Origin of the sequence: Clostridium magnum DSM 2767 (assembly GCF_001623875.1) — a bacterium.
Lineage (GTDB): Bacteria > Bacillota > Clostridia > Clostridiales > Clostridiaceae > Clostridium_AM > Clostridium_AM magnum.
Genome location: NZ_LWAE01000003.1, coordinates 383,661 through 409,650, shown reverse-complemented (window position 1 = coordinate 409,650; position 25,990 = coordinate 383,661). Strand labels below are relative to the sequence as shown.

Below are 25,990 nucleotides of genomic sequence, written 5' to 3'. Positions count from 1 at the left end.
CCTATAAATATTTAGAGCTTTGAATAAGCTGTAGAGACTTCTCTACAGCTTAATATTTTTAGCAAAATATTAAGGAGGTTAACTATGAAAAGAAATTATAGAAATATACCGATATGGATAAATGTTACAGAGGACCAGTGGAATAGCTGGGAATGGCAGATTGCTAATAGAATAACTTCAATTGAAGAATTAGAACGAGTAGTAAATCTTACTGAAGAAGAAAAAAAAGGTGTAAAAGCCAGTCTTAAAAAACTTAAAATGGCAATAACTCCTTATTATGCAACACTAATTGATGCTGATGACTATAATTGTCCAATTAGAAGACAAGCAATTCCTACTATTCATGAAACAAAGATATCTAAATATGACAGTAATGACCCATTACATGAAACTATTGATTCTCCGGTCCCCGGACTTACTCATAGGTATCCAGATAGAGTACTAATTCTTGTTACTGAACAGTGTTCTATGTACTGCAGGCATTGTACAAGAAGACGATTTGCAGGACATGAAGACAGTTCATTATCAAATGATGATATTTTAAAAGCTGTTGAATATATTAAAGTGCATAAGGAAGTACGTGATGTATTGATATCAGGCGGAGATTCATTGTGCATTTCCGATGAAAAACTTGAGTTCATATTAAAGAAACTCAGAGAAATAAGTCATGTAGAAGTTATAAGAATTGGAACAAGGGTACCTGTCGTTATGCCTCAAAGAATAACCAATAAACTTTGCAATATTATTAAAAAATATCATCCGGTTTGGATAAATACTCATTTTAATCATCCAAAGGAAATAACTAAGGAATCAATGTTAGCCTGTAAAATGCTTGTTGACTCCGGAATTCCATTAGGAAATCAATCTGTATTATTAAAAAATATTAACGATTGTCCCTATATTATGAAAAGTCTCATGCATGAGCTAGTAAAGAATAGAATAAGACCGTATTATATATATCAATGTGACTTATCTGAGGGAATTGAGCATTTTAGAACAACAGTTCTACTGGAATTGAAATTATAGAACTTTTACGGGGGCATACTTCTGGTTTGGCAGTGCCTACCTTTGTAGTTGATGCACCAGGAGGTGGGGGGAAAATACCTATAAATCCGCAATATTTAATTTCTCAGTCTTCTGAAAAGTTAGTATTAAGGAACTATGAAGGTGTACTATGCACTTATACTGAACCAGAGGACAAAACCCATCAGTGTAAAAATTGTGGACTGTGTGCAAAATTTAAAAAAGACGATTATAAAGGTCTAGAAAAACTCTTTAGAGATGAAAGAGTTTGCCTAACTCCAAGAAGTAATGTAAGAATGAAAAGGAGGGAACAGAATAATGAATATAGAATGTTGTAAATTGAATGATAAGAATTACTATACTAAAATAGATCAAGCTAAAATATATGTTGACTATATCAATAGCCGTATTAAAATAGTAAAATTCCACAATATTTCAGTCCAAAATATAAGAAGGATAGTATATTTTGCATCAAGACAGCATATAGGAAAAATTATTTGTAACTGTGATATAGAGTCTTTTGCAAACTTTGTTGAAGCAGAATTTCATCTAGAAGGAAAAATAGATGGTTACTTTAATGGAAAAGATGCATTTTGTATGTCCTATTTTATTAAAAGTAGTAGAAAACTTTATAGAAACAAAGATAAAGAAAATATAATTTTAATGAAGAGCTTAAATTTAAGAAATTCTTTTATATATAATGCTAATAATTTCAAATATCATATAAGGGATGCAAACGAAAATGATATAAAAAGTATGATTGAGTTATTTTCCAACGTTTTTTTCACATATCCTTCCCCTGTTCATGATGAAGAGTATTTAAAGAAGACCATGAATAAAAAAGTTTTATATAAGGTTGCTATTGATAACGGGAAAATAATCAGTATAGCTTCAGCGGACTTAGACAAGGAAAATTTAAATGCAGAAATAACGGACTGTGTAACTTCTCCACAGTATAGGGGGCAAGGTATACTATCTAATATTATTTATTCTTTAGAACAAGATCTTAAGCATAGGGGATTTATCGGTTTATATAGTTTATCTAGAGCGGTAAACCCTGGTATTAATTTTGTATTAAGCAAACATGATTATAGATTCAGAGGAAGACTAATAAATAATTGCAATATATGTGGTGGCTTTGAGAATATGAACATTTGGGTAAAAAATATAAATTAATGTAAAGTTATAATCTTTTAATTTTAACTCTATATAGTGTACTGTTTTAGATCACTATATAGAGTTAAAAATCTTAAAAAATAGTTTTTGTGAGCATGGATAAAATATATAATTATAAGATTTAGCCAAGTTGTTAGATAAATGGTAAGTATAATACATATATATTGAAAGCAAAACAAAAGAAACTTACTTAGGTTCTTTATAACTTATTCCAATTTTAATATATGAGGTTTGTTCACTTGAATCTTAATTAAAATTAAGATTTGTATTGGTTATTGGTTCAATTTGATATATAATAAATTACATTATTAATATTGAGCATGGGATTTATGAAGTAGCAAGGTAGTTCTAAATAAAATCACAGAATTAGAAAATTTATAATAAGATGGAGTATTAAGATGTTAACACATATGCTAGAATTTATAATAAGTTATGGGGTTATAGGCATTTTAATAGCAGCTTTAGTGGAACCAATTTTTATGCCAGTTCCTATGGAGCTGGTATTTATTCCTGTAGCTATGTCAAATCCTAAAAAGGCATTCTTTTATTCAATAATTTTAATAGCTTTTTCTGCAATTGGATCATTATTAGGGTATATAGTAGGTAAAAGTACAGGCAGGCATCTCTTATGTAAATTAGTTTCTGAGAAGACTTTAACTAAGATTGAGGATATGTATAATAAAAATGCATTTCTTACAATTTTAACATCTGCATTTACTCCAATTCCCTATGAGGCTTATGTACTTTCGGCAGGAATATTCAAAATAAATTTTAAGAAATTCATTACCTCAGCGGTGCTTAGTAGGGTAATAAGGTACATTCCTCAAGGAATTATTATAAGTCTATATGGAGATGCTTTAATAAATATAATAAAAAATTACACTATAGCATTAGGGTTAATTGTGTTCATAATGATATTATTAATAAAAAAAGCAAAGACCAGTGTTTCTTAAAGAAGTACTGGTTTTTGCTCATAATAATTATTGAGTATATGTTTGTCTAATCTTTTCTAAATCAGCATTTTTGATGTCATCAACAACTTCTATAATGCCTAGAATTCTACCATCCTTTACGATTCCATAGCCGCCAAGTTCGCTAAAGGTAATATCTAAATCAACAACTCCTTTTTTCCCATCAAAAGATTTAAAGGTGTCAGCAGTTTTGGCTGATACTAATTCGAATTTTCCATCTGGGTTATCAAAGGAAGTTAGGTCAAAGGTTAGTTTAGTTTTAATATCTTTATTTACTACAACTATAAGAGGTTTGAACTCATAACCAATACCCTTGATTGTGGCACTTTGATTTTTGCCAATTACCATTGCAGTGTTAACTATTGTTTCAGTTGATACTGTGCTTAAATCGCTTCCATATATGCTTGGAGTTTGTGGAGTAGTTGATGAATTACTGCTAGGTGGCACTGGACCGCCGCAGCAACCGCCACCGCCCGCAGGAGGAGCTGATGGATCTACCTTGGATGTGTCAACAGAATCTAGGTCATCTACTACTCGAATTACACCTCTTATCATACCCATCCAGCAGCTGAAGTTTAGGTCCTTATCTTCTGGTGTGAATTCTATTACATTTTCACCGTTATCCAATTGTTTCTTTATATTTAATGAAGGTACTACAATTGCATTGTTGCATGAGGTTATTTGTTTTCCATCTATTATCCACTTAACAGGAATACCTTTCTTTACATATAGTACATTAGGACTATATCCATTTCCATCTGCAGTCATATTTATTACTTGAACTCCGTCTTTTAAAACAGCTTTTGTACTGTTAGATCCAGAAGCAGCAAGAGATTGACTGTTACCTGATAACAGTGAGGCCATTGGAGGTACAAAATTTATACCAGCTAAAGATAAACCTCTATTACCCATTATAAATCCTAGAACAATTACAAGAACTCCACTAAACTTTAGAATTTTTTTAGTATATCCTTTGCTGAGTAGTCCTGAAACTGCACCAAAAGTTAACATTAAAGGTACTGTTCCTAGTGCAAATATAAACATAGAAAGAGCACCTTTAGCAGCGCTGCCTGTACCAAGAGCATATAGCTGCATAGTTTGAAGAGGTCCACAAGGCATTAAACCATTTAAAATTCCAACCATAAATGGAGTTTTAGGTTTATTCTTTATAGAGCAAAAGGACCAAGGGAGTTTAATTTGCAGCTTTCTAAATAGAGAAAAACCAGCCATATTAAAGCCCATAATAATCATAAATAAACCAGCAAATATTTGAAGAGCAGCTTGAGTTTTTATAGATAGTGATAGTACAGACCCTAAAGCCCCAACAATAGCACCTAGAACTGTATATGATATTACTCTTCCTACATTATAAAGAAGTGCAGGTTTTATTGCTGCAAATTTATTAGTATTTTCATTTGACAAACTTTGGGAGAGCATTATCCCACCGCACATTCCTACGCAATGTATAGAAGTAAGAACTCCAACTACAAAGAGCACAAAGTAAGTTGCTCCTTTAAGCATATTGTTCATATCAAATCCACCAGTTGAATTACCTATAAGGATAATTGCAACTGCTATCATTAATATGCCGGCAAGTCCAAAATTAGAGGAGTTCTGAGTGCTATATCCAGCATTATTTATAACACTTTTTATCTCTGCCAAACTGCAAAGATCAGAATCATATTCTATTTCTACAAATTGACCACTATAGTTAGCTTTCACATTAAAAACACCAACTAACTTTTTTAATGTTCTTTCTATGGTTTTCTCACAAGATGTACAAGTCATATTGTATACTTTTAGTCTTATATTTTTTATACTCATATATTCACCCCATTATATATTATCCTTCAATTTAATAATTCTAAAGATATGACCACTTTTAAGGTATATCTAAGGCCGTAGCTATCGAATAAGAATATTTGATAATAACAATATACATAATAGTTATGTAGAATTTATGAAGATGTGGAGAAAAAATATTAAAATATTCCATGACTGCCCGCTTTAACAATTCTATCTTCTCAAAGATATACATTACCAGTGGGGGGTCCACCATTTAATTAAGAGCCACGTGGAAAATGAAATCCCAACTGGTTCTTAGTGGAAACTCATAATGTTACCTAAAATTTATATAGTATCTACATAAAATCTTCATAACTAGTTGGTATAATAAGGGAAAATAATTTTTTGGGAGGAGATTAATATGAACATGACACATTATATGTCATTATTAGCTGAAAATCAGCCTTGGAATCTAATTATATTTATGGTAATTCCTGTAGTGTGCGCGGAATTTCTTACTATTACAGAATTTTTTATTATCTTTAATAAAATTAAGTCTGGTGGGTTAAGAACTCTAAATAAGATTGTTGGTATATTTGCTGGTTTTTATTTTACAGGAATTTTTGTATATCTATTCAATAATGCTGTTATTCCATTGACTCAAAGTGGTGGATGGCATACATGGGTAGATCAGGTGGCAGTTGGCTTCTATTTAAGTGGAGTTATTGCATTACTTCCAATTGCACTAATGGAACTTGGCATTATATTCAAGAATAAGTCTGATGATGAGAAAATGAAGATTCACTTTATTCTTATCAGTATTTTTTTAATTGTAGCACATATCGCTATGATATTCGGTATGGTTGACCCTTCAATAATAAATGATATGTCAGATATGGATCACATGAAAATGTAATGAAGTGGAAACTTGAATCAGATCGGGTAGTCATCGGATAGATAAACTGTGATAGATTTTGAGTTGCAATGCTTAAATCTATTACAGTTTTTTTATTTGTGTAAGGTTTATACATTTAATAGGTTTTGTTTAGAAACAGCAACTATAGAGTATAATACCAATTAAGTTGACAGAAATAAATAAGTATATTACTATTTGCTTATATTGTAATTTTTGCAATCAGGAGGCTTTATGGAAAAACAAGCTAAAATATTTAAAGCGTTAGCTCATCCTTTAAGACTGAAGATAATTAAGAAGCTAGCTAAAGGAGAACTTTGCGTATGTAAATTAAATGAAGATGTTGACTTTAGTCAATCTAATCTATCTCAGCATCTTAGGATACTAAAAGAAGCTGGTATACTAAACTCAAGAAAAGAAGGAATGTGGATGTATTACAGTATTGCTAATAATAAGGTTTTGGATATCATTTCGATGATTGAAGAAATAGATTAAGGGGTGAAAAATTTGAGAGATCTAAGGAAAATAGACATTCGAAATGTTGTTCGTGACAGCTACAAAAAAATCGCAGTTGGAAAAAACAATAGCTGTTGTGGCACAGAAGGTATATTAAAAAATTCTGCTGAAGAGATATCAAGAAAAATAGGATACTCAGATGAGGAACTATCAACGGTACCAAAAGAGGCTAATATGGGACTTGGTTGTGGAAATCCCCAATTGATAGCAGCTATTGAAGAAGGAGAAACGGTTATAGATCTTGGAAGTGGTGGAGGTTTTGACTGTTTTTTAGCCTCAAAAAAAGTTGGAGATAGGGGATATGTTATTGGAGTTGATATGACTCCAGAAATGATTAGCAAGTCAAGAGTACTAGCTGGAAAAAATAGGTATAATAATGTTGAGTTTAGACTAGGTGAAATAGAAAATCTCCCAGTGGCAGATAGTACTGCAAATGTAGTTATATCTAATTGTGTTATTAATTTATCCCCTAATAAACAAAGGGTATATAATGAAATATACAGAGTGTTAAAAAAAGGTGGTAGGATTGCTATCTCTGATATAGTTCTTATGAAAGCGTTAACGGAGGAGATGAAGCAGGATGAAAAGCTCTATTGTGGATGAGTAACTGGAGCATCTTCAGTTGAAGAACTAAGAGACTATTTAGAAAAAGCAGGTTTTAGTAAAATAAGCATTGAAACCCATGAAGTTTCAAAGGAGTATGCTGAAAAGTGGGGACATAACTTAAAAGTTGGAGAATATATTATGTCAGCCTCTATAAAAGGAAGAAAAGAATAAAGACGGCAGTCTTCAATGACAAAATATTCTTAAGTTGTTGCAATAATGTTGGGTGAAAAATTTTAACTGGGGGGAAATATCATGAATAAAGAATTATGGGAAAAGTGTGTAGAGTTTCACAGACATGAATGTCCAGGATTAGCAATAGGCTATAAAGCTAGCGAGGCTGCTAAAGAAAAAATGGAATTATCCTTTTCAAAGGATGAAGAAATTGTTTGTGTAACTGAAAATGATGCCTGTTGTGTTGATGCAATACAGGTTATAACGGGCTGTTCTACGGGAAAAGGCAATTTGATATGTAAAGATGCTGGAAAGATGGCTTTTTCATTTTTTAATAGAAAAAATGGTGAAGCTTTAAGGGTGGTTTTAAAGTCACTGAACAGGACTGGTGATAGAGAAAAGTTTAAGGAATATATTCTTAATGCATCCTGTGATGAGTTATTTGACTTTAAAAAACCAAATTTCAATGTTCCTGAAAAAGCTAGACTATTTAAAAAAATAGTCTGTGAAGTCTGTGGAGAAAGCACTGCTGAAAATAAGATTAGAATAATGGATAGTAAAAAGGTATGTGGAGATTGTTTTAAGGAACATTCTAGAGGTATCTAATTATGGATGTGGAATATTGCAGTAATTCAAAAAAAAATTACGCCTTAGAAGAAAGGTTTTGGGATGAGAGAGCTGAAGAGTACAATAAAAAAGATATACAGAAGAAAGAAAAAAGTGATTTTTCCGATATATTAGATTTTATTGAGCTAGGGCAAGATAGGAAACTTAAAAATGTATTAGATATAGGTTGCGGCACAGGATTTTATTCAATACAGTTTTCAGAGATATCTGAACATGTTACTGGTACAGATATCTCTGAAAATATGTTAGATTATGCTGAGAAAAATTCAAAGGAGAAGAATAGGAGGAATATAACTTTTGTAAAAAAAATTTGGTCAGAACTAAATTTGGAAGAGTTTAAGTGGAAGGAAAACTTTGATTTGGTTTTTGCCTCTATGACTCCCGCAATAGATAGTCACGAAGATCTTATGAAAATGATTAACTGTGGTAGAAATCTATTTTTTTTAAGCGGTTTTGCAGAAAGAAAGGATAGTATAAAGGATGAAATTTCTAAAGTGATTCTAGGCTATGATAATAGAAATCTTCGTAGAAACAAAGTATATCGTATTTTTAATCTCCTATGGGATATGGGGTACTATCCAAAGATAAACTACAAGGATTCTAATTGGATAAGATCCAAATCAGTAGATAAATTTTATGAAGAGTTTTTGATTTATTTTGGAGGTAAAAAAAGTTTAACAGAAGAAGATAAGGTTGTTATTAAGAATTACTTAGAAAGGGAAGCCGTAGGAGGTATAGTACAGGAAAAAACAACCTCTAAAGTGGCATGGCTTTACTGGAAAAAATATCAGTAATAGATCAAATTATATATTCATTATTGGCATTTGACCATAACTTTAAGTTGGTGTAATATGTAATTAGTTAGTGACAATTATTATAAAGGAGTGAAAATTATGTCAAGTTGCAATTCATGTCCATCAAATGATTCATGCGGTAAAGATAAAGAAAAATGCATGATAGAAAATAATCCAATGAATAACATTAAAAATGTTATAGGGGTTATGAGTGGTAAAGGTGGAGTTGGAAAATCCACAGTATCAGTTATGCTTGCAAAACAATTGAGAAAGCTAGGGTATAAGGTAGGGGTCTTAGATGCTGATATAACAGGACCTAGTGTACCAAGATTGCTTGGAATAAAAGATAAAAAAGCAGGAGCTACCGAACAGTGTATAATTCCAATAGAGACAGAAGATCAAATAAGAGTTATATCATTGAATTTATTAATTGAAGATGAGAATCAACCTGTAATATGGAGAGGCCCGGCTATCTCTGGAATTGTTAAACAATTTTGGACTGATGTATTATGGGGGAATTTGGATTACCTAGTAATCGATATGCCTCCAGGAACAGGAGATGTAGCTTTAACTGTAATGCAGTCCATTCCTATCAATGGGATTGTTATGGTATCCATACCACAGGATTTAGTTTCAATGATTGTTTCAAAGGCTATAAATATGGCAAAAAAAATGGATATAAGAGTTTTAGGTGTTGTAGAAAATATGAGTTACATAGTTTGTCCAGATTGTGATAAAAAGATAAGATTATTTAATGGAGAAAATGTAGGTCAATTCTTAAGAGAAAGTGATTTGCAACTTCTTGGCGAATTACCAATGGTAAGCACAATATGTAATATAGCAAGCCAGGGTTATGAAAATTCAGGTGAAAGTATAGATGAATTATTTAATCCGATTGTAAAAAATATTTTGGAAAGACTATAGAGAACTAAATTGTAATTACACATATCCATAACCAACTTGTAGGTCTATTAAATAGTGGATTACAGTTGGCTATGGATATTTTATATTAATCAGTATTATTAATATAAACATATTTAGAAGCAGGAGGATTTACCTTTTTAATACTTTGTACTTTTATTAATGGAATTAAAAAATTTTCTTTTGAACTACTATCAGTATAGTTTGTAGTATCAAGTACTCCTGTTATTTGTACCCAAGTATCTTTATCTAGGTTTTGCCCGTCGTAATTACATAAAAATCCAATTATTTGTGTATCTGCTGCACAATATACCATAAGCATTCTGGCAATAACAAATTGATTATGTTTTATACTATCATCTTTATAAACAAAACCTGTTAACGTTATCCTATAATCTTTAAATTTGTTTGGATCATCATTGATTCCATTAACATAAGTAAAAAAGTTTTTTTCATTTAAAATAATTTCATTATTTTTAGTAATAGTAGAGTTTTCTTTAATTGCTTTCGCATTTGTTTGAGAAGTATTTTGTACTACATTAACGCCTTTTGCGTCTGCTATTTGTTGATTTAATCCAACTGGATCAACCAAAATGCCAATGATTATTGGAATGGCAAATATTAAGTAACCAAACTTTGCCTTACCGTTTGGGGTATTTATTATTTTAGGTAATTGAAAAATTCCAAGAATTAAGAGAGCTATAGAAGCGAACAGAACATATTTACTCATACTAGGAGATATAAACATAGTTACATTTCCTGAAGAAACTAATTTATAGAAATAGAATGAAATTGCAAGAAGCAGTATAAACCAGGTAAATTCACCTATGTTAAAATTAATTTTTTTATTAGTAGTCAATTTAAATACCTCCCCAAATTTTTAAGCTAAGAGGAATTATGTAATTTGCAAATACAGCCATAACAAAGCATATGGAGACTATGAGAAAAATAAGCTTTATTGTAAATCTTCTGTTAAATGTTCCGGTTAGCATCAATGTATTTTTTATATCAAGCATTGGGCCAAGGATTAAAAATCCAATTATAGAGCCTACAGTAAATTGCCCAAGGAAAGTTCTGGCAATGAAGGCGTCTGTTTGAGAACAAATACATAATAAGTAAGCTAAAACAAACATAGTTAATATAGAGTAGACTTCACCCTGTCCGATAGAAAGTATATATTTTTTTGGTATATAGGTTTGAACAAAGGCTGATATAAGAGCACCTATAATAAAAAGCTTACCTGTATCATATGTCTCAGAACTTGTATGATAGATTGTATCAGATAAAAAATGAAGTTTATGCTTCACTTTATTATGATTATAATCATGATGTCCAGTGCAACTACAAACACAACTATTTACTTGAATGCTATACTTTAATACCTTTCCTGTATGTAGCAAATCTATTAGGTATCCTATAAGGACTGCACCTATAACTCCGCATATTAATCTTGAAATCAGTATGTATAGTTTTCCTGCAAATGCATAGTAAGTTGAAATTAGCACTATTGGATTTACTATAGGTACAGAAAGCATAAAGGCAATAGCTATGCCTGTAGGAACTCCTTTTTTTATAAGTCTTCTAGTTACAGGGATTATTGCACAATCACATACTGGAAAAACTAGGCCAGCAAGTGCTGCAAAAAATAAACCTATAATTTTATTTTTAGGCATTATTTTTAATATAGTTTCTTCTGAAATAAATATTTGAATAAATGATGAAATAAGTGAACTGAAGGTGAACCAACAACTAAAAAGATGGAGGAATTAATCAAATACTGTAAGGAAAATAAAATAAAAACCATATTTGTAGAGGACATGGTAAGTCCAAAGGTTTCAGAGACCGTTGCTAAAGAGGTTGGGGCAAAAGTAGAAAAGATATATACTGTTGAAAGTAAGGAAGATAATAAAGATTATATTCAAAGTATGAAGGATAATTTAGAATTAATATATAATAGTTTAAGGTAGAAACTAAATTTAGATATCTTTATGAAAAGTACTCTGGTAAGAAAAGACATATACCAAAGTACTTTTTATATTTGAGAGTAGAAGTAACTTTACAGTGTTTCCTAAGCTAGGAACAGCATATATTTTACGTTAATTTAACAATTTATATTATTTAAACTTGTTCTACTCTGTATTTAATATAAATATCAATAATTAAATACACATAATGATAAGAGGTGAAGAACAATTGATAGTTGAAAAGAATGGGGTAGCTAAAAAGTTTTTAATAGCAACTATATTTCTGCCATTTTTAGCTATTCTATATTTAAGTATTCCGTTACTAGTAGCTCCATTACATTTTTCCTATTCTAATATTAAACTCAGTTTCTTAGCCCCAAATAAAGTATTGCAAGGTTTTTCTACAATTTTTTTAAGCATAGTCTTAGAAGCAATTCCATTTATAATGATTGGAACAATATTGTCATCTATAATTCAGATATTTGTAACAGAAGAAACCTTGGGGAGAATAATTCCTAAAAATAGGTTATTAGGATTAATATGCGCTGCCTTAATAGGATTAGTATTTCCTATATGTGATTGTGCAATTGTACCTGTTGCAAGAAGATTAATTAAGAAGGGACTACCGTTACATATAGGTATTACATTTATGCTTTCAGTACCTATAATAAATCCTGTAGTACTTGTTTCCACTTACTACGCTTTTTCAAACAGCATTTACATGGTTATTGTACGTGCAGGTTTAGGTATTATCGGAGCTATGATAATTGGTAATATAATTGGCAATTTGGAAGAAAAAAATTCTATATTTAAAGCTGAAAAGAGAGTGAATTTCCATTTCAAGCCTCATCATGAACATCATGAGGACCACCATAAAAATTGTGGATGTGGACATTTACATCATAATATAGGAAAAAAGCATAATATTAAGTCAACAATCATAGAAGTACTTGATCATACTACTATAGAGTTACATGACGTTGGGAAATTTTTAATTGTTGGCTCTTTTTTATCTGCAATTATGCAAACCTTTATATCAGAGAAATATATTGCATTAGTTGGACACCATAAGACATATTCAGTACTTGTCATGATATGCTTAGCATTTTTATTGGCAGTGTGTTCTGAAACAGATGCATTTATAGCAAGAACATTTGTGGGTCAGTTTACAACAGGATCTATAATAGCATTTCTTATATTTGGACCAATGATAGACATAAAGAATACACTTATGCTAAGTGGAACTTTTAAAACTAAATTTGTAATAAGACTTGTTTTTGTGATTTTTCTAGTTTGCTTTATTATAGGAGAACTAGCAAATTTACTAGCTTTTAAAGGAGGATTAGTATTATGAAGCTTAATAAAAGTGAATTTAAATGGTTTCTGATACTTATAGGTTTTACCTGTTATGTTTTTAATCTGCTATCTACTGGTAAAATCTATCTTTTTCTTAATCCAAGAATGGTAAAGTGTGTCTACTTATCTTTTACTATTTTTCTTCTGCTGTCTATTTTTCAATTTAGAAGACTCTCTCTATCTACAGAAAATAGTAAAAGGAAGATTTCCTTTTGTATATTTTTAGTTCCACTGTTTCTTGGTGTTTATATAAACCCACAGGGATTGAATAGTGAAGTTGCCACAAAACGAGGGATAACAGTAATATCAAATGTTTCAACAAAACAACCTAAGAACGATACTTCTAAAATCCAAAAGAAAAGTTCAGCAAATGATTCATTAAAGGATAGTACTTTATTTATTGATGGAAAGAATTTTACCCATATAACAGATGATATTTGTTATAATGATCCAAATAAATACGAAGGTAGAAGAGTAACTATTATAGGTTTTATATATAGAGATGACCCAAATTTAAAAAATGAGTTTTTAGTTGCAAGATTGATGATGGTTTGCTGTGCTGCTGATACAGAAGTTGTAGGACTATCCTGTGATTGGTTGAAGGCTTCCATACTGAAAAATAATGAATGGGTTAAGATTACAGGAATAATTAAGTTAGAAACTTGTAATATTGATGGTGAAAAAAATATTAAACCGATTATAAGCGTTGAAAAAGTAGAACCTGCTGAGCAACCTAAAAATCAATATGTATATCCAGAATAGGATATGTTTTATAACTATTATTTAATTTAAGAAGAGTTATAAGATAAAAAGGTATGCTTATTTAATGTTTAGCATACCTCTTAACATTAAAATGGTTCAATTTTACAGCCTACATCTATAGGCTTAGCATAATATACTGAAGTTGTTACAATAGCATCAATTCCTGTTTTTGCATAATCCTCAATATTATTTTCATTAATGCCTCCAGCAGCTAAAATAGCTATGGAAGGATTAATATCTCTAATAATATCTACATTTCTCTTTAATGTATTAAAGGGAATTTTATCGAATTGAAGACCATCTACACCTTTTTTAGAAAGATCTATTGCTGTTTCTAAATCTTCCACTTCAACTATTACTTTTTTTTCGCAGGTTTTAGATTTAACTTTATTTAGTATTTCTGTCAACCCATCAATGCCGCCTAAAAAGTTTAAATGCTGTTTAAAAATTAATATAGTTTCTGATAACCCTAATCTATGAGGAAATCCACCGCCAGCTATCACTGCTTTTATTGCTAATTCCTTTGTTCCAGGTATGTTTTTTCTTGTAGTAATAACAGAAATATTTGGATTTATAGCAGCTATCTTATCTACTAAGTTCTTTGTTTTTGTAGCAATACCTGAACTATAATCTAAAATATTCTGGCAGGTCTTCCATGCTATATGTAAGCTTTCGGCACTTCCTTCACCTTCAAGAAAAATTTCGTTTTTCTTTATTAGGCTGCCAGAAGCACAGCTTTTAGTTACGTTTATATTTAATTTATTAAATATCCGTGCAACCTCTTCTGTACCACATAAAACAGCATTCTCTCTTGAAAAAAACTGTATTTTACCCTTTTGTCCACCAATTTCTAGAACTAAAGTAGTTAAATCTATGTATGGAACATCTTCTTTGATAAATCTATCAATGGTTTCATTGGAAATATACATTTGTAAAACCTCCTAGTGATATCTATTTTGATGAAGTAAAACTTGAATCAGATGGAGTTTCAACTCCACCTGATTCTTAGTTGAACGAATCCAGACGTAGCCGCTCGCAACGTAATTTTTTGGAAGAGGGAGTATTAGAGCGTGTAGTCATCGGATAAAATTACGAAAAGTATCAAAACGTATTATAAAATCTATAATTTATATGGATCATTCGTTTTTGTGCTGTTAAATACATTATAAAAAGTAATAACGTAAATTGCAACATAATTTTGTGTGTTTATTGGCATTTGACAACAATATTTAATTCGTATAATATGTAATCAGTAAATTCTAATAATTTGGTAAAAATAGGAATAGGGGTGAAATATATGTTTGCAGAAAATTATACAGATACAGTTATGGATCATTTTGTGTGCCCAAGAAATTCAGGGGTAATAAATAATGCAAATGGACAAGGAGTTATTGGAGAGGGGGGCTGTGGAGATTATTTAAGTAGATTTAGAGAATATGTGGTGGTGGTTAAGTGAGCCTAAAAATAACAACACTTATAGAGAATAGTCAAGGAGATAATAAAGAATTAATTAATGAACATGGACTATCTTTATATATAGAAGTTGATGAAGTTAAAATTTTATTTGATACAGGTAAAAGTGGAGATTTTATTAAAAATGCAGAAAGATTAAAGGTTGATTTAAGTAGATTAGATTATGTTATATTAAGTCATGGCCATTATGACCATAGTGGTGGTTTTGAAAAGCTTGTGGGAAAGATAGGAAGCTCTTTTAAGTTAATTGTGGGAGAAAAATTCTTTAATGCTAAACATAAATTGTTAGGAAAAGATAGATATAAGTATAATGGTAATCCTTTTGAAGAAGAATTTATTAAGCTTAATAGTATTCCTATAAAATATATTAATGAAGACATATTTAGTATTAATGAAGATATAATGATATTTTCTAATATTGAAAGAAAAAATAGTTTTGAAAAACTTAATGAAAACTTTTTTGTAAAACAAGTTGATGAATATAATATTGATACTTTTTTAGATGAAATTGTATTGGCAATAAAATTAAACGGTTACTTATTTGTTGTACTAGGCTGTTCTCATGTAGGATTAGTAAATATATTAGAAACAATATTAAAAAGAACAAATATGCCAATCTACGGAATTTTTGGAGGAACTCATTTGATTGAAGCCGATGAGTTAAGATTAAATAGTACAATTAACTTTTTAACAGATAAGCAGATCAGGATTTTAGGAATGTCTCACTGTACAGGAGAAAATGCGGTAAAAGAGTTTAAAGAGAAATTTAAGGGTAGCTTTATTCATAATAATACTGGAAATATAATAAATGTAAAATAAAATTATGATTATTTGGAGAGAAACGCTTTTAGGAAATTTACAAAAATATAAATTTTCTAAAGGCGTTCTATTTTTATGTAATTGGCATTTGACAATAATAAAAAGTTGGTGTAATATGTAATTAGCAAATGCCAATTATAATTAAGGGGAGTGAAAATCATGTCAAGTTGTAATTCATGTCCAACAAATGATTCATGCAGCAAAGATAAAGAGAAATGCATGATAGAAAATAATCCAATGAATTGTATTAAAAATGTTATAGGAGTTATGAGTGGTAAAGGTGGAGTTGGAAAATCCACAATATCAGTTATGATTGCTAAACAATTAAGACAGTTAGGATATAAAGTTGGAGTTCTAGATGCAGATATAACAGGACCTAGTGTACCGAGACTACTTGGAGTAAAGGATAAAAAGGTAGAGGTTAGTGATACGTATATGTTTCCGGTAGAAACAGAAGATGGAATAAAGGTTATGTCATTAAACTTGTTAATTGAAAATGAAAACGAACCAGTAATATGGAGAGGGCCGATGATTGCAGGAGTGGTTAAGCAATTTTGGACTGATGTATTATGGCAAACTTTAGATTATTTGATAATTGATATGCCACCTGGAACAGGGGATGTAGCTTTAACTGCAATGCAGTCTATTCCTATTAATGGTCTTGTTATGGTATCTGTGCCGCAGGATTTAGTTTCAATGATAGTTTCAAAGGCTATAAATATGGCAAAAAAAATGGATATCAAAATTTTAGGTGTTGTAGAAAATATGAGTTACATAGTCTGTCCTGACTGTAGTAAGAAAATAAGGCTATTTAATGGGGAAAATGTAGATGAGTTCTTGAAAGAAAGTAATTTACAACTCCTTGGTGAATTGCCAATGATAAGTACAATCGGTAACTTAGCAAGTCATGGTTATCAAGATTCAAGCGAAATTTTAGATGAATTATCTAATTCAATAGTAAAAAATATTTTAAAAGAGATAAAGGAGGAAAAGTAAATGAAAATTGCAATATCTGCAACTGGAAAGGATATTTACAGCTTACTGGATATGAGATTTGGAAGATGTGATTATTTTCAAATTCATGATAGTGAAAGTGGAGAAGTTAAAGTCGTTGAGAATAAAGGTCAATCCTCGGATGGTGGAGCAGGAATAGCAGCCTCACAGCAATTAGTAGATGAAAATGTAAACGTAATAATTACAGGAAGTCTTGGACCAAATGCTTTTAAAATTATTGAAAAATCAGATATTAGAGCATATAAATGTGGGAATATCTCTATAAATAATGCTTTAGAAAAATTTAAAAATAGTGAATTGCAAGAAATAACAATTGCAGGTCCAGCACATAATGCAATGGGCCATTAGTAAATGAGGAGGAATAGAGCTTGAATATTGCAGTACTAAGTGGAAAAGGGGGAACAGGAAAAACTACAGTTTCTACCAATCTTGCACTAGTTTTAAATGCAAATTATATTGACTGTGATGTAGAGGAACCAAATGGATTTATATTTTTAAAGCCCTCAGATATTAATAAAAAAGAAGTGGAAGTTGAGAATCCTTTTATTGATTATGCTAAATGTACTCATTGTGGGACTGTGCTGGTGTTTGCCAATTCAATGCTTTAGCAAGGGTAAAGGAATGTATAATTCTTTTTGAAAAATTATGTCACAGCTGTGGTCTTTGCAAAATTGTATGTAAGCATGAAGCAATAGAATATGAAAAAAGAGCTATTGGAGTTATTGAGGAAGGAAATAAAGATGATGTTCAGTGCAGGAGAGGGGTATTAAATATAGGAGAGCCAATGGCAGTACCTATTATTAAAGAGCTTTTAAAGGATATGAATAGTGGTACTAATATATTGGATTGTTCACCAGGAACCTCTTGTAATGTGGTTAACACACTTCAGAATGTAGATTTAGCTATACTTGTAACGGAACCTTCAGAATTTGGACTCCATGATTTAAAAATGGCAGTGGAGCTTGTTAGAAAGTTCAATATACCTATGGGTATAGTAATTAACAAAAATACAAGTGATGAAAATATAATAACTAAATATTGTAGAGAAGAAAATATTCCTCTACTAGGTTATTTACCTTATAGAAGAGACATTGCAAAACAGTATTCAACAGGAGAAATGCTTATAGAAAATAAGGAATATAGAAGCTTTTTTGAGAATATTGCTAAAAGCGTAAAGGAGGCATCACTGTGGAATTAGTAGTATTAAGTGGAAAAGGAGGAACAGGAAAAACTACAGTTGCTGTTGCTTTATCAGAACTTGCCAAAGAAGCTATAATGGTAGATTGTGATGTGGATGCTCCTAATTTTTATCTGTTTTATAAAGGAGAAGACTTAAAGCAGGATGACTTCTATGGAGGTAAAAAAGCTGTAATAGACAAAACTCTTTGTACGCAGTGTGGAATATGCGAAAAATACTGCAATTTTAATGCTATAAAGGATAACGAAATAAATGTTTATAAATGTGAAGGCTGTGGAGCCTGTGTTTATGTTTGTACTGAAAAGGCTGTTAAATTACTAGAGGAAAAAAGTGCAGATGTATTTATAACAAAAACTTCAAAGGGAATATTGTCTAGAGCAAAAATGGAGATTGGCAGTGAAGGATCAGGAAAACTCATTAGTGCTCTTAGAAAAAATAGTAAGGAATTTAAGAAAAAAGAAACTGAGGATATTAACCCGCCATTGTTAAAACAGATTAAAGGCATGTTTAAAAAAGAAACTGAACTAACTGTAATTGATGGATCACCAGGCATAGGATGTTCTGTAATTTCTTCTGTAACAGGTTGTGATTTAGTACTTATAGTTACAGAACCTACAAAATCAGGTATGGAAGATTTTATGAGAGTAATGGCTCTTTGTCAGCATTTTGGAGTTCTTACGCTAGTATGTATTAACAAGTATGACATTAATGAAGAAGTGGCAAAGGAAATTGAAAATTTCTGTAATGAAGAAGACTTTAAAGTAGTAGGAAAAATACCTTATGATGACACCGTTATGGAGTCAATTAATCAATTAAAGCCAATAACTAATTATGCTGATAGTCCTGCAAAAAAAGCTATAGAAAATATGTGGAATAATATAAAAACTGTTATCTACTAAAAATTAGTATGGATGGGGGAAGTTTAATGAGTAAAGTATTAGAAATTTATAAAGAAGGTTACAATTGTGCAGAGTCAATAGTAAAGACTATAAATGAAGAGAAAAAATTAAATATACCTGTTTCAGTAGCAAGTCCCTTTGGAGCAGGCATGACCGTTGGAAGCACATGTGGTGCAATTTCAGGAGCACTTGTGGTTTTAGGGGCAGTAAAGGGAAGAGAAACAAGCAAAGAGCAAAATAATTCCAAGAGTTTAGCCAAAGAAGTTATGAGTAAAATTGCTGAAAAATATGGAACCTTTGAGTGCAAAGAGTTAAAGAAACAAGGAGTATCCTGCAATGAAATTATAGAGTATGCTTACAAAGTTGTGGAAGAGTATGTAAAATAAAAAAATATAAAAACACTAATATATTGGAGGAATGTAAAATGATAATATCAATTGCAAGTGATGGAAAATTAGTAAGTGGGCATTTTGGTCACTGTGAAGGTTTTGCTACTTATGAAGTTGAGGAAGGAAAAGTTTTAAATAAAGATTTTGTGCAAAACCCAGGACATAGACCAGGATTTTTACCAGTATTTTTAAAGGAGTTAGGAGCTAATGTAATTATTGCAGGTGGCATGGGAGAAGCAGCACAACAGCTATTTAACGAAAATGGAATAGAAGTAGTTGTTGGAGCAAGTGGTGTTTGTGATGATTTGTTACAGCGATATATAAAAGGTGAATTAAGATCAACAGGCAGTATTTGCAGAGAACATCAACATGAAGGTCATTGTGAAGATTAATATTAAGGAGAATTAGATGGATAGGGATTTGATTTATTTTAAGAAAATAATTGAGAGTAAGGGTTACAAGTTTACAATCCAAAAACAATGGGTATTAAAAGCTATAATTGAATCCAGTATCCATCTAAATGCTGAAGAAATATATAAAAAGGTTAAAAATTATTCAGTTGGTCTTGCTACAGTTTATCGAAGTTTGAAAATGTTTAATGAGCTAAATATAATAAAAGAAATAAGTATAAATAGTGTAAACTATTATGAAATGAAGATTTTTAGTGGAAAACCCTTGCATATACATTTTAAATGTATAAAATGTAATAGTATAATAGATATAGATAATAATTCTTTAGCGTTAGATTATTTAAGGTTAAATAATAAAATTGAGAAGGAAAATAATTTAATTGTATCTGATGCCAACATAATGTTAATTGGCTTATGTACTAAATGCAGGGAGGATGAAAATGCCAAGACCAACTAAGTTTAGAAGAGTTGAGTTTTTCCCAGAGGATAACTATTTTGTACCATGGGGAAAACCTAAATGTGAAATTGAAGAAATAGTTTTAAAGGTGGAAGAACTTGAGGCAATGAGGCTTAAGGATATAGAAGAATTAAATCAAGAAGAGTGTGCTGAAAAAATGCAAGTATCCCGCCAAACCTTTCAAAATATAATTGATGTTGCCAGAAAAAAGGTTGCCATAGCACTAACAGAAGGAAAGGCTATAAGAATTAGCGGAGGATATTATACTACAAATCACTGTAAGTTTAAGTGCATAGATTGTGGAGAAGTTTATGAAATAAATTATGAGCAGGATAAATTAACTTGTCCTAATTGTGGTTCTCAAAGAGTGATGTGTAGTAAAAAAGCTGGATTTTGTGGACGCTGGTGTAATGGAGAAAACTTAACATAGTATATAATTGAGAACAAAAATACTTCTAAATTAAAACGGGAGATTCTATAGTGTTTTCTACAGCTATTATTGTTGTTGTTAGAAAAAAGTAAAAGATCAAGTATTTTTATTGCTTAAAAGGAACTTACATAGATTGTGTTTCCACAAATCTATGTAAGTTCCCTATAAAAAATAAAAGGGGTCATATTTAATTTTAATTCATCTCATAGATCTTTAAATTTAAGATTTATCAGATAAATAATGATTAATATCAAAATCAATCTTTTTACCAGTCCTTAACATGTTTCTCAAGTTAAGAATTTTATTGTCAAATTTGCTTAATACTTCTAAGTTTATTTTTTCAACATTATCTGTTTGAATTATTTTATCAATTCCACCATTCTTTATTACAATTCTTTTATCTCCCATAAGAGCTAAAATAGGATCATGGGTAGACATTAGAACTATCTTCTCTTTTTTTACTAGTAATTCCAGTGCTTTTTTTCTGTCTACTCCTGCGTTTTCAATTTCATCTATTAAGACAATTGGAGACTTACTAAGCAATGCTGTGTCAGCAATCATAAGAGCTCTTGACTGTCCACCGCTAAGTTGTGTAATGGGGACGGTATTTGAAAATACTTCACCAGCAAGTTCATTTGCACACTGAAGTATTAACTTTACAGTTTTCTCAATGTTATTAATCATTCTACTTTCTGCATGCATGGTAATAAACTCCGAGACAGTTACATCCATGACAAAATTCATATTTTGAGATAACTGTGCAATGAGATTGTTTTCTACAGAAAATCTCTGGTCTTCATCTGGGGTTTTTCCATTAATAAGTATTTGTCTTTTAGAAGGAGTGTCTTTTTGCGCCAAACATTCTATATCTCCTAAAAGTCTGCTTTTACCAGAACCTGTAGGTCCCACAATAGAAACTATTTCTCCTGGCTTTAGTATAAGCTTTGTATTTTCCTTCTCTCCAAGTTTATTATAACCTCCCACTATAGTTACGGATGCAATCTTATTTTCATTTTCCTTAGTGAGTTTGTTGAAATTTTCTATAAATAGTATAAAGTTATTTAAAATTTTTTCTCTACTAATACCCAAGTCTTGTAGATTGGTATCTGTAAAATTGCTAATTAATTGATTTATTGAACTATTTATATTTAAATTTTTAATTCCTAAAGTAAGAAAGAACTCTTGTATATAAGGATATTTTTCAATTACTTTGTATAGGGGCATTGTTTCTATACAATTATCTAAATTATTATGCATTGATATTCCACCTTAAAGCGCTATTTTTTTACATATCCGCTCTGATAATTATTTCCTATTCTTGTTTCTCCAAGACAATATGAGCAGACAGCAGAGGGCATTGTAAATCTTAAACGGCTGTTAGTTATTTCTTTTATTGAAAGTCCACTATTGAGATTTCTACATAAGCTAAATATACCCTGACCTGTAATACCGTTCACAAAGATTATTTTAACCTTTGGATTTGCTTGACGTATTTTGAAAGAAAAAACCTCCCTTTCTGCTTGTGATACTATATCACCTTTAGTTACCACAACTATATCAGCAAACTTAAGCATTGGCCCTATTTTTTTAGGAGTATCAACACCAGATAAGTTGTCGATAACACAAAGAGCTAAAACACCCTTTATATGAGGTGAACATCTGTTGCAAAGACCTGCACTCTCACTTATTAGTATATCTAAGCCAGTTTCAATTCCCCAATTTACACATTCTTCAATATTAGTTACAAAGAAATGATCAGGACAAAGGTTTCCGGATAATCCCATTTTTACAGGTATTTTTATTTTTTCATATAGTACATCATCATAGGTGTATAAACAGTCAAATTTAAGAACACCTATATTTAAACCAGTAGCTTTTAAGTTTTCAATCATCTTTAAAATTACAGAGGTTTTACCTGATGAAGGGGGGCCAGATACAGTAATTAATTTCATATAAATCACACTCGCTATAATTTATTTTGTATGTCCCTTCCATGCCTTAAAAAATATTTTATTTGCCTTTAACCTGAGTTCTTCGATATTATTTGTTCTTATATAATCCCAGCCCAACCACTTAAATTTTGCGTTTTTAGGAAGATGGTTGTCCACATTAGGATTAAGTGCAGGATAATAATTACTAGCACAGTTTGTTCCGAATTCAGAACTGGTTAAAAATTTATCAATACATCTGTTTCTTTCAATTTTGATTCTTTTGAAATAATACAAACAGGGCATATAAGTGCACCATCTTCAGGCCAAACAATTGAAACATTCTCTTGTTTTGGGCATGATTTTGCAAAGAATAATGGCATAACATAAATTGCAGCGCCTTCTGAATTTGACGTACCAGCAGTTTTTGACATTTTAACTGGATGCCAAGCATCTTTAATATTTTTGCCAAGGGTTTCTATACCCTCATCCCCAAATTCTTTATAGAAGTAATGTATTTGATCACCATATATTTCATCCTCTGATCCTCCTACTATTATGTTGTTTTTGTAAATAGGATTTAATAGATCAGTCCAAGCTTTAGGTAAAGGAAGATCTCCTAATTTTTTATTGTCAATAACCATTAAAACTGGCGATACAGAATACATAGTATAGATACCTTCTGGATCTAAACAGCCTGCCTCTAAAAATTCTTTATTTATGTTTTTATCCTGTGTTGATTTAAAGAAACCTTTATTTACAAGATTTTTTACAAAGTTATTATTAAACATATCTTTAAAGCCTAAAGCTGAAAAAATGTCTGGAAACTCATCGATGGTTTTACTATTTAATAGCTGTTCAACATCGTCATTACCATGACAGCCAGAAGGAATATAACATTTTAAATTTATATTTGTTTCCTCTTTACATTTTTGTAAGGTGTTTTCAATACTTTCTCTAAAAAGTTGTCTCATAGGACAGCTTGTCAAACCTAAAAAATTTAAATTCTTTAAATCATTTTCCTCAGTCATAAGTAAATTTTCTAAAGTTTCATACATAAATAATAACCTCCCTTTGTTTAATCTATTTTATTTTTTAAAAAATGATAATTGGTATATAACGTAATGAAACGTGATAAAAATTATTTTTCGATATGGTGTTTAGTTGTTTTGAGTTTTGTTAGAAAAGTAGTGAATTGTTAATATTAAGTATATTATAATGCTAAAATTATAAATTTCAATATATTTTTTTTAAAAATTAACATTGGTTTTCGAGAAATATCGATAAAAACTAATAAACAGAAGATGAATGGTTGAATTTTCAGTATATTCTTGTTAAAATGAGTATAACATAACATGGTGAAACATGACAATATGTAATCGAATGTAATTTTTAGTTAAAGGATGTGTAATTATGAAAAGAAGATTAAGATGTATAGCTATTGCTATTTCTGCAATTATTTTTTTATTAGCTGGATGCAGTAACAATACAAACTCACAAAAAACAGAAGAAAAAAAGCCGCAGACAAAAACAATTACTGATGCAGCAGGAAAAAAAGTAGAAGTACCTTTAAATATTAATAGAATAGGAGATGCTTGGCAGGCTCATAATGAGGTACTAGCTATGTTAGGAGCGGGAGATAAGGTAGTTGCCACCATTCTCACAGAAAAAGCAAGACCTTGGTTATATAAGGTAAATCCTCAAATGAACAAGGCAGTTACAGTATTTAGTACAGATACTGTGAATACAGAGGAACTTGTAAAAGTAAAACCAGACATTGTATTTACGCCTTTAAATGATAAAAGTGCAAATAAAATATCAGATTTAGGTATTTCGACTGTCCAATTAAATTTTACTGATTTTAAAGGTTTAAAAGAATGTTTTAAACTTACAGGGGATATTCTTGGAGATGAGGGAAAGAAAAGGGCAGAAGAATACATATCTTATTTAGACAACAAACTCAATATGATAACTGATGTAACCTCTAAAATACCAAAGGAGCAAAGACCTAAGGTGCTTCATGTAACATCACTTTCACCACTTACAGTAGATGGAAGCAATACAATAATTAATGCATGGATAGAAACAGCCGGTGGGGTAAATGCTGCTGGTGAAGTAAAAGGAAACAATAAACAAATATCTATGGAGCAGATGTTAAAGTGGAATCCAGACGTTGTAATATTGAGCAGCAATACTTTAATGAAGATAAACAATGGGAAAAAAATTATGGACACATTGTTAAAAGATCCAAACTGGCAGCAAGTAAGCGCTGTTAAAGCAGGAAAAGTATATTTTAATCCAGATGGAGCTTTTTATTGGGATAGATACAGTGCAGAAGAAGCTTTGCAAATACAGTGGTCTGCAAAAACTTTATATCCAGATAAATTTCGTAATATAGATATAGTTAAAGAAACAAGACATTTTTATAAAACCTTTCTAAACTATGACCTTTCGGAGGAAGAGGCTAATAAAATTATAAATGATGATCCGCCTATAAAATAGCTATATAGGGTTATAGACCCTGTAGTTTAAAATTTCTCAAACACTATCTGTTGAAAATTTATAATGAAAGGATGTAAATATGGAAATACAAGGAAAAATTAATAATTACTGGTCGAAACGAGCTAATGAATTCAGTGAATGCCGCCTTAAGGATTTGGAGGGGTTTCAACGAAAAATTTGGATAGATATTATTAGTGAAGCAGTCCCTGAAGGAAAAGGGCTTCGGGCCTTGGATTTAGGTACAGGGGCAGGGTTTTATGCCTTTTTGCTGGCTGATTTAGGTTTTGAAGTAACCGCTGTAGATTATTCGCAAAATATGATAGATAATGCAGTAAAAAACTCAGAAAAGCTTGGATACACAGATATTAAATTTATTAAAATGGATGCTCAAAATCTAGAATTTCAGAACGAAAGTTTTAATTTCATAATCTCAAGAAATGTTACATGGACATTGCTAGATCCTAAAAGGGCTTATGAAGAATGGTGCAGAGTACTTGTGCCTGGTGGTAAAATCATGAACTTTGATGCCAATTATGGACAAGGGTTTAAATTGGCAGAAGAAGCTGGTCAAAATTATAAGGAAATGCAAAATTGGTCACGCAGTACATATAGCCGTGCGGTTCAAAGTGAAGAACTTATTCGCCAGCGTAACGATTTTGCAAAACAGCTTTATATATGTGATATTGTGAGACCACAATGGGATGTAGATATACTGCTTCAAAATGGTATTAGTAAAATAACTATTGATACAGAAATTAGCAGTAGGGTATATGTAGATATACAAGGTAATGAAGAAGGAAATAGTGATAAAAAAAGTAGTAAAAGAAAATTTGGATCTGATTCAAATTTGTTTATGGTTTATGGTATTAAGGAAAGTTAAAGGAAA

Annotated in this window: 27 protein-coding genes and 4 pseudogenes; 24 read left to right on the top strand and 7 right to left on the bottom strand. The window is 30.8% G+C overall.

The features are described 5' to 3' along the window. Positions 1-84 precede the first annotated feature (84 nt). The 3 genes and pseudogenes from kamA to CLMAG_RS15305 all read left to right on the top strand — a co-directional run bounded on the left by kamA (position 85) and on the right by CLMAG_RS15305 (position 3,152). A pseudogene (gene kamA, locus CLMAG_RS15315) lies at positions 85-1,361 on the top strand (lysine 2,3-aminomutase). After that, positions 1,342-2,199: a putative beta-lysine N-acetyltransferase gene (gene ablB, locus CLMAG_RS15310; RefSeq protein ID WP_066624159.1), complete on the top strand. Its 858-nt coding sequence runs from the start codon at positions 1,342-1,344 to the stop codon at positions 2,197-2,199. Before kamA ends, ablB begins: the two are co-directional and overlap by 20 nt. A gap of 398 nt (positions 2,200-2,597) precedes the next feature. Continuing rightward, positions 2,598-3,152, top strand: a complete 555-nt coding sequence (locus CLMAG_RS15305) for a YqaA family protein (protein ID WP_066624156.1) — start codon at positions 2,598-2,600, stop codon at positions 3,150-3,152. 27 nt (positions 3,153-3,179) lie between these two features. Here CLMAG_RS15305 and CLMAG_RS15300 read toward each other — a convergent pair whose 3' ends face one another. After that, complete coding sequence (locus CLMAG_RS15300) at positions 3,180-4,994, bottom strand: urease accessory protein UreH domain-containing protein (protein WP_066624153.1); 1,815 nt, start codon at positions 4,992-4,994, stop codon at positions 3,180-3,182. Between the two features lie 382 nt (positions 4,995-5,376). Between CLMAG_RS15300 and CLMAG_RS15295 the strand changes: the two genes are divergently transcribed. The 6 genes from CLMAG_RS15295 (at position 5,377) to CLMAG_RS15270 (ending at position 9,506) form a co-directional block, all read left to right on the top strand. Next, positions 5,377-5,871, top strand: coding sequence for a DUF6803 family protein (locus tag CLMAG_RS15295; protein WP_066624149.1), 495 nt, complete (start codon positions 5,377-5,379; stop codon positions 5,869-5,871). A 231-nt stretch (positions 5,872-6,102) separates the two neighbouring features. Next, the gene (locus CLMAG_RS15290) at positions 6,103-6,363 is read left to right on the top strand and encodes an ArsR/SmtB family transcription factor (RefSeq protein WP_066624147.1); all 261 of its coding nucleotides are present in this window, start codon (positions 6,103-6,105) and stop codon (positions 6,361-6,363) included. Between the two features lie 3 nt (positions 6,364-6,366). Beyond that, entirely contained in the window at positions 6,367-7,161 is a 795-nt protein-coding gene (arsM, locus tag CLMAG_RS15285) for an arsenite methyltransferase (protein ID WP_423231077.1), read from the top strand. 81 nt (positions 7,162-7,242) lie between these two features. Then, complete coding sequence (locus CLMAG_RS15280) at positions 7,243-7,767, top strand: FmdE family protein (protein ID WP_066624145.1); 525 nt, start codon at positions 7,243-7,245, stop codon at positions 7,765-7,767. Positions 7,768-7,769: 2 nt separating this feature from the next. Next, positions 7,770-8,582 carry a class I SAM-dependent methyltransferase gene (locus CLMAG_RS15275; RefSeq protein WP_066624142.1) on the top strand — a complete coding sequence of 271 codons (813 nt, stop codon included), beginning with the start codon at positions 7,770-7,772 and terminating at the stop codon, positions 8,580-8,582. Between the two features lie 99 nt (positions 8,583-8,681). Next, positions 8,682-9,506 (top strand): Mrp/NBP35 family ATP-binding protein, encoded by an 825-nt coding sequence (locus CLMAG_RS15270; protein WP_066624139.1) that lies wholly within the window; start codon positions 8,682-8,684, stop codon positions 9,504-9,506. Positions 9,507-9,591: 85 nt separating this feature from the next. Here the strand turns inward: CLMAG_RS15270 and CLMAG_RS15265 are convergent, their stop codons facing one another. Beyond that, positions 9,592-10,362, bottom strand: coding sequence for a TIGR03943 family putative permease subunit (locus CLMAG_RS15265; protein WP_066624137.1), 771 nt, complete (start codon positions 10,360-10,362; stop codon positions 9,592-9,594). A gap of 1 nt (position 10,363) precedes the next feature. Further along, on the bottom strand, positions 10,364-11,188 hold the full coding sequence (locus CLMAG_RS15260; RefSeq protein ID WP_242873061.1) for a permease: 825 nt from the start codon (positions 11,186-11,188) through the stop codon (positions 10,364-10,366). 48 nt (positions 11,189-11,236) lie between these two features. On the opposite strand from CLMAG_RS15260, the pseudogene CLMAG_RS15255 reads away from it, so the two are divergent. From CLMAG_RS15255 to CLMAG_RS15245, 3 genes and pseudogenes are all read left to right on the top strand, one after another. Then, positions 11,237-11,470: pseudogene (locus CLMAG_RS15255) on the top strand (metal ABC transporter solute-binding protein, Zn/Mn family); the annotation flags it as partial. 226 nt (positions 11,471-11,696) lie between these two features. Then, complete coding sequence (locus tag CLMAG_RS15250) at positions 11,697-12,821, top strand: permease (protein ID WP_242873042.1); 1,125 nt, start codon at positions 11,697-11,699, stop codon at positions 12,819-12,821. Continuing rightward, positions 12,818-13,585: a TIGR03943 family putative permease subunit gene (locus CLMAG_RS15245; protein ID WP_066624133.1), complete on the top strand. Its 768-nt coding sequence runs from the start codon at positions 12,818-12,820 to the stop codon at positions 13,583-13,585. Before CLMAG_RS15250 ends, CLMAG_RS15245 begins: the two co-directional genes overlap by 4 nt. Before the next feature lie 86 nt (positions 13,586-13,671). Here CLMAG_RS15245 and modD read toward each other — a convergent pair whose 3' ends face one another. Beyond that, complete coding sequence (modD, locus tag CLMAG_RS15240) at positions 13,672-14,514, bottom strand: ModD protein (protein ID WP_066624131.1); 843 nt, start codon at positions 14,512-14,514, stop codon at positions 13,672-13,674. Between the two features lie 368 nt (positions 14,515-14,882). On the opposite strand from modD, the gene CLMAG_RS30835 reads away from it, so the two are divergent. The 10 genes and pseudogenes from CLMAG_RS30835 (at position 14,883) to CLMAG_RS15195 (ending at position 20,674) form a co-directional block, all read left to right on the top strand. After that, positions 14,883-15,041 (top strand): iron-sulfur cluster assembly scaffold protein, encoded by a 159-nt coding sequence (locus tag CLMAG_RS30835; protein WP_082831950.1) that lies wholly within the window; start codon positions 14,883-14,885, stop codon positions 15,039-15,041. Beyond that, complete coding sequence (locus CLMAG_RS15235) at positions 15,038-15,877, top strand: MBL fold metallo-hydrolase (RefSeq protein ID WP_066624129.1); 840 nt, start codon at positions 15,038-15,040, stop codon at positions 15,875-15,877. The genes CLMAG_RS30835 and CLMAG_RS15235 overlap by 4 nt, the downstream gene beginning before the upstream one ends. 159 nt (positions 15,878-16,036) lie before the next feature. Beyond that, positions 16,037-16,873 carry an Mrp/NBP35 family ATP-binding protein gene (locus tag CLMAG_RS15230; RefSeq protein WP_066624121.1) on the top strand — a complete coding sequence of 279 codons (837 nt, stop codon included), beginning with the start codon at positions 16,037-16,039 and terminating at the stop codon, positions 16,871-16,873. Further along, positions 16,874-17,239: a NifB/NifX family molybdenum-iron cluster-binding protein gene (locus CLMAG_RS15225; RefSeq protein WP_066624118.1), complete on the top strand. Its 366-nt coding sequence runs from the start codon at positions 16,874-16,876 to the stop codon at positions 17,237-17,239. 20 nt (positions 17,240-17,259) lie between these two features. Next, positions 17,260-18,089: pseudogene (locus tag CLMAG_RS15220) on the top strand (P-loop NTPase). Continuing rightward, entirely contained in the window at positions 18,080-18,988 is a 909-nt protein-coding gene (locus tag CLMAG_RS15215) for an ATP-binding protein (RefSeq protein ID WP_066624115.1), read from the top strand. The pseudogene CLMAG_RS15220 and the gene CLMAG_RS15215 overlap by 10 nt, the downstream one beginning before the upstream one ends. A 26-nt stretch (positions 18,989-19,014) precedes the next feature. Then, complete coding sequence (locus CLMAG_RS15210; protein WP_066624113.1) at positions 19,015-19,374, top strand: C-GCAxxG-C-C family (seleno)protein; 360 nt, start codon at positions 19,015-19,017, stop codon at positions 19,372-19,374. Between the two features lie 38 nt (positions 19,375-19,412). Continuing rightward, positions 19,413-19,769, top strand: a complete 357-nt coding sequence (locus CLMAG_RS15205; protein ID WP_066624110.1) for a NifB/NifX family molybdenum-iron cluster-binding protein — start codon at positions 19,413-19,415, stop codon at positions 19,767-19,769. Between the two features lie 16 nt (positions 19,770-19,785). Beyond that, complete coding sequence (locus tag CLMAG_RS15200; protein ID WP_066624107.1) at positions 19,786-20,244, top strand: Fur family transcriptional regulator; 459 nt, start codon at positions 19,786-19,788, stop codon at positions 20,242-20,244. Next, on the top strand, positions 20,228-20,674 hold the full coding sequence (locus CLMAG_RS15195; protein ID WP_066624104.1) for a DUF134 domain-containing protein: 447 nt from the start codon (positions 20,228-20,230) through the stop codon (positions 20,672-20,674). The genes CLMAG_RS15200 and CLMAG_RS15195 overlap by 17 nt, the downstream gene beginning before the upstream one ends. A gap of 219 nt (positions 20,675-20,893) precedes the next feature. On the opposite strand, the gene CLMAG_RS15190 is transcribed toward CLMAG_RS15195, so the two are convergent. From CLMAG_RS15190 to CLMAG_RS15180, 3 genes and pseudogenes are all read right to left on the bottom strand, one after another. Next, entirely contained in the window at positions 20,894-21,931 is a 1,038-nt protein-coding gene (locus tag CLMAG_RS15190) for an ATP-binding cassette domain-containing protein (protein ID WP_066624102.1), read from the bottom strand. A 20-nt stretch (positions 21,932-21,951) separates the two neighbouring features. Then, positions 21,952-22,626 (bottom strand): GTP-binding protein, encoded by a 675-nt coding sequence (locus CLMAG_RS15185; protein ID WP_066624100.1) that lies wholly within the window; start codon positions 22,624-22,626, stop codon positions 21,952-21,954. A gap of 21 nt (positions 22,627-22,647) precedes the next feature. Then, positions 22,648-23,393, bottom strand: a pseudogene (locus CLMAG_RS15180) (ABC transporter substrate-binding protein). 622 nt (positions 23,394-24,015) lie between these two features. Between CLMAG_RS15180 and CLMAG_RS15175 the strand changes: the two are divergent. Then, on the top strand, positions 24,016-25,104 hold the full coding sequence (locus tag CLMAG_RS15175) for an ABC transporter substrate-binding protein (RefSeq protein ID WP_066624097.1): 1,089 nt from the start codon (positions 24,016-24,018) through the stop codon (positions 25,102-25,104). 79 nt (positions 25,105-25,183) lie between these two features. Continuing rightward, positions 25,184-25,984: a class I SAM-dependent methyltransferase gene (locus CLMAG_RS15170; protein ID WP_066624095.1), complete on the top strand. Its 801-nt coding sequence runs from the start codon at positions 25,184-25,186 to the stop codon at positions 25,982-25,984. Positions 25,985-25,990 lie beyond the last annotated feature (6 nt).